Genomic DNA, 6,585 nt, shown 5'->3' with positions numbered 1-6,585 from the left:
GTCGGGGGCTCGTCGTACGAGCCCCCGACCCGGCCGACCGCCGCCGCAACGTCATCAGCCTCACCGCCAGCGGCGCCGACGAGGCGCGCCGGATGGCCGAGACTGTCGACCGGGTCCAACAGGACCTGCTCGCCCCGCTGTCCGCCGCCGAACGTGACCAGCTCACCCGGCTGCTCACCCGGCTGCTGGAACACCACAGCCGGGACTGACCCGACCCGTCAGCGGGCCTCGCGCAGCTCCGCCAGCCGCGCCTCGATCTCGGCCAGCTCCGCGCGCAGCTTCTCCGCCTGCTGCTCCGCCTCCGCCCGCTCGGTGCCGAGGATCTGCTCCACCGCCTCCTGCACCCCCGGCACGTCGACCAGCGCCACCATCTTCAACGCCTCGGCCGGCTTCACCACGTACGGCTTCGCGAGGGCCTTGCTGCCCTGCTGCGCGGCGACCGTCCACTCACCCTCGGCGTACGCCAGCGTCACCGTCAGGCCCGCAGGACCCTTCGGCTTCACGGCCTTGACCGCCCGCCGCGCCGGCGCCTTCTCCACCTGCTCCACCTTCGGCTCCTCCCGCCGCGGCGTCGGCACCCGCGGCGTGTCCAACACGAACTCCGGCTCCGCCACCGCGGGCGGCTGCTCCTGCGCCGGCGGCTCCGGCTTCGGCTCGGCGACCCGACGACCGGCGCCCTTCGGCGCCATCGCGAGATCCGCGGGGGAGAACGGCAACTCATCGCGGCCGAAGCGCACCACCACGAACTCGTCGGACACCTCAGGATCGGTCAGCTCGACCACCTGGCCGATCTGACCGGCGATCTGCCCCGCCGATGCGGTGAACACCACCCTCGGCCGGCGGCCCGCCGCCAACGCATCCCGCAGGCTCTGCACCTCGTCAGTGGACAAACCCTGGCCGGCATCCATCACAACCCTCTTCCGTACACCTGTTTGATTGCTGTCTTGATACCAGCCGGCTGCGACACCCGCCGCACGGGGCTCACACCCGCTCAGCCGCCCAACGCCCGCAGCGCCCGGTCGGCGTGGTCGTTCATGCTGACCTCGCTGTGGATCACCTCGATGACGCGCCGGTCCGCGCCGATCACGAACGTCATCCGCTTCATGCTCAGCGGCCCCAACGGCAGCCGCCGGCGCACCCCGAACCGCTGCGCCACCGTCCCGTCCTCATCCGACAGCAGCGGATAGTCGAAGCCGTGCAGCGTGGAGAACTCCGCCTGCCGGGCCACGCTGTCGCGGCTGATGCCCACCCGCGCGGCGCCGAGCGCCGCGAACTCCGCCGCCAGGTCCCGGAAGTGGCAGCTCTCCGCCGTGCAGCCCCGGGTCATCGCCGCCGGGTAGAAGAACAGCACCACCGGCCCCGCCGCCAGGAACTCCGACAGCCGCCGCGGCGTGCCCGTCTCATCCGGCAGCTCGAAGTCCTCCACCACGTCGCCGACACCCACACCCGCCACCGCGCACCTCCGTTGTCGGACCAGACAGGCGGTGAGCGTAAGCGATCACCCCCAGACCGCCGCCACCTCGTCCGCCACCGCCGCGGCCTGCGCCCGCCCGGCCCGCGCGGACCCCGCCCGTCGCGCCGGATCCAGCACGTTGCGGCCGATCGCGGTACGCGCCGCCCCGTCCGGCGTCACCACCGCCACCCGCGACCCGGCCGCCCGCAACCCGGCCACCTGCGCAGCCAGCCGCGGCATCGGCCCGAACGCCCCCGACGTCGGCGCGATCACCAGCACCCGTCGGGCATCCCCGGCCAGGTCGGCGTTCACCACTGAGCGCATCCCGCCGTCGACGTAGCGACGCGCGCCGATCGTCACCGGCGGCCACACCCCGGGCACCGCGCAACTGGCACCCACCGCGTCCACCAGGGACACCGCGCTGTCGCCGTCGAACACCACGAACTCACCCGAGGACGCGTCCACCGCGGTCACCAGCAGCCGCCGCGCCGGCCACGTCGCCGTCGGCAGTCGAGCCTCGATGACGGCGCGTCGCGACGCCTCCGACGGCGTACGCGCGGCCACCGCCATCGCACCGATCCGAGCCCGTGCCCGCATCGCGTCGCGGGTCAGCGCACCGGCCCACACCATCCGCGCCAGCACCGCCCAGCCCAGCCGCGCCGCCAGTTCGCCCGACGGCGGCGCCAACTGCGCCTCGTACAACTGCTCCAGCGGCATCCCCGAGCACACCTGCGCCCCGACGACCGAGCCCGCCGACGTGCCCACCACCAGATCCGCCTCGGTCACCGGCACGCCCCGCTCGGCGAGCCCCGCCAGCAGCCCCAGCTCCCAGGCCACGCCCGTGCCCCCGCCACCGCCGAGCACCAACGCCCGCTCCATGTGACTCTCCTCTCGACGACCGGTCCGCGCCGGTCACGGTAGCGTCGGCGCGACCGGTACACGGCCCCAGGAAGCAGCGGGAGGCACCATGACACCCGTCACCGTCATCACCGGCGGTGGCCGCGGCATCGGCGCGGCCACCGCCCGCCGTCTCGCCCAAGCCGGTCACCACATCGCCCTGTGCTACCGCCGCGACCAGGCCGCCGCCGGCGCCGTCCTGGCCGATCTGCAGGCCACCGGCGCACAGGCCATCGCGGTACGCGCCGACACCACCGACCCGGACCAGGTCGGCGCCCTGTTCGACGCCGCCGCGCAGCTCGGCCCGCTCACCGGCCTGGTCAACAACGCCGGGGTCACCAGCCCCATCGGGCCCTTCACCGAGTTGCGCGTCGACGACCTGCGCCGGGTCGTCGACGTCAACCTCGTCGGCTACGTCCTCTGCGCCCAGCAGGCCGCCCGCCGGTTGACGGACGGGGGCGCCATCGTCAACGTCTCGTCCGCCGCCGCCACCCTCGGCAGCCCCGGGGAGTACGTGCACTACGCCGCCGTCAAGGCCGCCACCGACACCCTCACCATCGGCCTGGCCAAGGAACTCGCCCCGCGCGGCATCCGGGTCAACGCGGTCGCCCCCGGGGTCGTGCGCACCGACATCCACGCCGTCTCCGGCGTACCCGACCGCGCCGACACCGCCGCCGGTCGCATCCCGCTCGGCCGTGCCGGCGAACCCGACGAGATCGCGGCCGCCATCGCCTGGCTGCTCGGCCCGGACGCCTCGTACGCCACCGGCACGGTGCTGCGCGTCTCCGGCGGTCTGTGAGCGACCCCGGTGTGGGTGCCGCGCGGGACGCGGCACCCATCCGGGCGTCAGTGGGTGAACAGCTTCGCCGCCGTGATCACCGTCTGCGCCACCCCGTAGCCGAGCAGCGCCGCCACCACCAACCAGGAGATCCACAACCGGGCCTGCTGCCCGGGCCATCCGTTCTCGCTCATCGGGTGCCACTCCTCTCCGCCGCCACCGGCGCCGTGTCCTCGGGGCCGTCCCCATTGATGGGCGGCTCGTGGAACCGTTCCGGCACCGGCCGGATCAGCAGATTCGCCACGAAGCCCACCGCCAGCACGCCGACCATCGTGAACAGCGCCGGCCGGTACGCCGCCGCCGTCAGCGTGCCGGGCTCGCCCTGCGCGTCGAGGAACCCGTTGACGATCAACGGGCCCGCGATCCCCGCCGCCGACCAGGCGGTCAGCAGCCGACCGTGGATCGCGCCCACCTGGAACGTGCCGAACAGGTCCCGCAGGTACGCCGGCACCGTGGCGAACCCGCCGCCGTAGAACGACAGGATCACGCAGGCCAGCAGCACGAACAGCGCCGTGGCCGTCTGCCCGATCAGGGCCAGCAGCGCGTACAGCACCATCCCGACGCCCAGGTACACCATGTAGATCGGCTTGCGGCCGATCACGTCCGAGGTGGACGACCAGGCGAACCGGCCGGCCATGTTGAACAGCGACAGCAGCCCCACGAACCCGCCGGCCGCCGCCACCGACACCGCCGACGTGCCGTTGTCGCGGAAGAAGTCCTGGATCATCGGGCTCGCCTGTTCCAGGATCCCGATGCCCGCCGTCACGTTGCAGAACAGCACCACCCACAGCAGCCAGAACGACCGGGTCTTCACCGCGTTGGCGGCCGACACGTTCGCCGTGGTGACCAGCGGCTTGGACGCCACCGTCGCCGGGTCGAAGCCGGCCGGGCGCCAGTCCGAGGCCGGCACCCGCACGTTCGCCACCCCGAACATCATGATCACGAAGTAGCCCAGGCCGAGCGTCACGAACAGCCACACCAGGGCGCTGCCCGACGCCGTCGATCCCGCGACGGCCGGGTCGTAGCCCGGGTCGTAGAAGGACAGCAACTGCCGGGACAGGGGAGAGGCCACCATCGCCCCACCACCGAACCCCATGATCGCCAGGCCGGTCGCCAACCCGGGGCGGTCCGGGAACCATTTGATCAAGGTGGAGACGGGGGAGATGTACCCGATCCCCAGACCGATGCCGCCGAGCAACCCGTACCCCAGGTACAGCAGCCACAACTGCTTGGTGGCGATACCCAGTGAGCCCACCAGGAAGCCCGCCGCCCAGAAACAGGCGGAGACGAACATTGCCTTACGCGGCCCGTTCGCCTCCACCCAGGTCCCGGCGACCGCGGCGGACAACCCCAGCATCACGATCGCGATACTGAAGATCACCCCGATCGCGGTCTGGCTGGCGTCGAAGTGGGCGATCAGCGAGTTCTTGTACACGCTGGTCGCGTAGACCTGGCCGATGCAGAGGTGGATGGCCAACGCCGCCGGAGGTATCAGCCAGCGGCTGTAGCCGGGCGGCGCGACGGTGTGCCGACGATCGAGCGCGGAAAGCATGAGCTGCTTCCTCTCCGAAGCGGGCGAGAAACGTCCTCATCACTTCCCCACACCACCGGGCAGGAGCAAACCTCACCGTCGCCGGACGGTCGGTCCGGTGAGCTGAGCGGTCAGCTCGTGGACCCCGGGTCCACCCCGCGCGTCCGCCTACGCCTTTCCGCGCCACCCCCTACGCCCGCGTGTCCGGGCTGCGCCCCCTACGCGTCCCTTTGCTCTGCTTACACGGGCGCAACGGTGACGACCCGTTCGTGTTGCGTCGGTGTAAGCAGAGCAAAGGGCGCACAGCGAACGGTGCCCCCGCACACCGGAGCGCCCGTCCGCATCGCGCTTCAACCTCTGCGGATCCCGCGGCCGGCCGCCCCGGGCTGCCAGCAGCGCCGAAGGAGGGCCACTACCGCAGCTGCGGGGTGTGCCAGCCGCCGGCGAGCGCGTCGGCGTCCGCCGGGCCCCAACTGCCCTTGTCGTACGGCTGCACCGGCGCGACCAGATCCAGGATCGGCTCGACGATGCGCCACTCCTGCTGGATCGTCTCCGCGCGGGCGAAGCGCAGGTGCTGCCCGTCCATCGCGTCGTCGAGCAGACGCTCGTACGCCTCCTGACGGTGACCGAGTGCCGCGCCGAAGTCGACGGACAGGTCCACCGGACGGCTCGTCACCTCGGCGCCGGGGCTCTTCGCCTGGATCGACATCGTGATGCCGTCGCCGCGTCCGAGCCGGAACCGCAACAGGTTCGGGGTGGCCCGGACCCCTCCCTCGGCGCGGACGAGAGAGCGCTGCGGCTGCTTGAACTCGACCACGACCTCGGTCGCCGTCCCCGGCAGCGACTTGCCGGTGCGCAGGTAGATGGGCACACCCGCCCAGCGGCGGGAGTTGACCGTCAACCGGGTCGCCACGAACGTCTCCGTGTTCGAGTCCGGCCGCACGCCCGGCTCGTCGCGGTAGCCGGCGTACTGCCCCCGCACGGTGGACTCCGGCGACAGCGGCTCGATCTGCCGCAGCACGGCGACCTCCGCCTCGCGGAACGCGTCGGTGGTGTCGGCGACCGGCGGTTCCATGCCGATCAGCGCGACGACCTGCAGGATGTGGTTCTGGAGGACGTCGCGGGTGGCGCCCACCGTGTCGTAGAAGCCGGCGCGCCCCTGGGTGCCGAAGCCCTCGGCGAGCGTCACCTGGATGTTGTCGATGTGCTCGCTGTTCCACAGCGGCTCGAACAGCCGGTTGGCGAACCGGAAGGCGTAGAGGCCCTCGACGGCTTCCTTGCCGAGGTAGTGGTCGATGCGGAACACGCGCTCCGGGTCGAACGCCGCGCGCAGCGTGCGGTCCAACTCGTGGGAGGACGCCAGGTCCCGCCCGAACGGCTTCTCCACGATCACCCGGCCCCGCCCGGCCAGACCGGCCGCCGCCAGGCCTTCGACCACGGAGCCGAACACCGCCGGGGGGATCGCCAGGTAGAAGATCGGTCGCTCGGTGCCCCGCAGGCGCTCGGCCAGCCGTTGGTACGTCACGGGGTCCGCGTAGTCGCCGGAGATCATCGAGAGGTTGTGCGCCAGCGCGTCGAAGATCTCGTCGTCGATCTCGTCGTTCGCCTCGGCGACCGACTTACGGGCGGTGGTGACGAGTTGATGATCGTCCCAGGGGGACCGGGCAACGCCGATCACCGGGACGTCGAGGCGGTTGCGCCTGGTCAGCTCATACAACGCCGGGAAGAGCTTCTTCGAGACGAGGTCTCCCGTGACGCCGAACAGCACTACCGCGTCTGAGCGCACGTGCATGGCACTTCCATCCGATCGAATGAACCTGATCTTCCAACCGGAGAACCCCCCGGCCCAGCTCCGAATTCCCCGCC

General features: G+C 72.0%; 7 protein-coding genes and 1 pseudogene. 2 read left to right on the top strand and 6 right to left on the bottom strand.

Annotated elements, in window-relative coordinates; translation table 11 throughout:
* A pseudogene (locus KBX63_RS28695) lies at positions 1-209 on the top strand (MarR family transcriptional regulator); the annotation flags it as partial.
* A 9-nt stretch (positions 210-218) separates the two neighbouring features.
* Here the strand turns inward: KBX63_RS28695 and KBX63_RS28690 are convergent.
* The 3 genes from KBX63_RS28690 to KBX63_RS28680 form a co-directional block, all read right to left on the bottom strand.
* On the bottom strand, positions 219-908 hold the full coding sequence (locus tag KBX63_RS28690) for a hypothetical protein (RefSeq protein ID WP_210916620.1): 690 nt from the start codon (positions 906-908) through the stop codon (positions 219-221).
* An 83-nt stretch (positions 909-991) separates the two neighbouring features.
* Positions 992-1,453 (bottom strand): peroxiredoxin, encoded by a 462-nt coding sequence (locus KBX63_RS28685; protein WP_307871873.1) that lies wholly within the window; start codon positions 1,451-1,453, stop codon positions 992-994.
* 45 nt (positions 1,454-1,498) lie between these two features.
* On the bottom strand, positions 1,499-2,332 hold the full coding sequence (locus KBX63_RS28680) for a patatin-like phospholipase family protein (protein WP_210916618.1): 834 nt from the start codon (positions 2,330-2,332) through the stop codon (positions 1,499-1,501).
* Positions 2,333-2,420: 88 nt separating this feature from the next.
* On the opposite strand from KBX63_RS28680, the gene KBX63_RS28675 reads away from it, so the two are divergent.
* Positions 2,421-3,149 carry an SDR family NAD(P)-dependent oxidoreductase gene (locus tag KBX63_RS28675; RefSeq protein ID WP_210916617.1) on the top strand — a complete coding sequence of 243 codons (729 nt, stop codon included), beginning with the start codon at positions 2,421-2,423 and terminating at the stop codon, positions 3,147-3,149.
* Between the two features lie 47 nt (positions 3,150-3,196).
* Here the strand turns inward: KBX63_RS28675 and KBX63_RS36100 are convergent, their stop codons facing one another.
* From KBX63_RS36100 to zwf, 3 genes are all read right to left on the bottom strand, one after another.
* Positions 3,197-3,322, bottom strand: coding sequence for a hypothetical protein (locus KBX63_RS36100; protein WP_256443187.1), 126 nt, complete (start codon positions 3,320-3,322; stop codon positions 3,197-3,199).
* Positions 3,319-4,740 (bottom strand): OFA family MFS transporter, encoded by a 1,422-nt coding sequence (locus KBX63_RS28670; RefSeq protein ID WP_247663499.1) that lies wholly within the window; start codon positions 4,738-4,740, stop codon positions 3,319-3,321. The genes KBX63_RS36100 and KBX63_RS28670 overlap by 4 nt, the downstream gene beginning before the upstream one ends.
* A 391-nt stretch (positions 4,741-5,131) precedes the next feature.
* Complete coding sequence (zwf, locus tag KBX63_RS28665; RefSeq protein WP_210916616.1) at positions 5,132-6,511, bottom strand: glucose-6-phosphate dehydrogenase; 1,380 nt, start codon at positions 6,509-6,511, stop codon at positions 5,132-5,134.
* Positions 6,512-6,585: the final 74 nt, after the last annotated feature.

It is taken from the genome of Micromonospora sp. U21 (genome assembly GCF_018070045.1).
GTDB lineage: Bacteria > Actinomycetota > Actinomycetes > Mycobacteriales > Micromonosporaceae > Micromonospora.
This window is presented reverse-complemented; position numbering and strand designations above follow the sequence as displayed.

Excerpts from the sequence above, each read along its gene's own strand:
- KBX63_RS36100 (WP_256443187.1), bottom strand. The coding sequence starts at position 3,322 with ATGAGCGAGAACGGATGGCCCGGGCAGCAGGCCCGGTTGTGGATCTCC.
- KBX63_RS28680 (WP_210916618.1), bottom strand. The coding sequence starts at position 2,332 with ATGGAGCGGGCGTTGGTGCTCGGCGGTGGCGGGGGCACGGGCGTGGCC.
- KBX63_RS28670 (WP_247663499.1), bottom strand. The coding sequence starts at position 4,740 with ATGCTTTCCGCGCTCGATCGTCGGCACACCGTCGCGCCGCCCGGCTAC.
- KBX63_RS28675 (WP_210916617.1), top strand. The coding sequence starts at position 2,421 with ATGACACCCGTCACCGTCATCACCGGCGGTGGCCGCGGCATCGGCGCG.
- KBX63_RS28690 (WP_210916620.1), bottom strand. The coding sequence starts at position 908 with ATGGATGCCGGCCAGGGTTTGTCCACTGACGAGGTGCAGAGCCTGCGG.
- zwf (WP_210916616.1), bottom strand. The coding sequence starts at position 6,511 with ATGCACGTGCGCTCAGACGCGGTAGTGCTGTTCGGCGTCACGGGAGAC.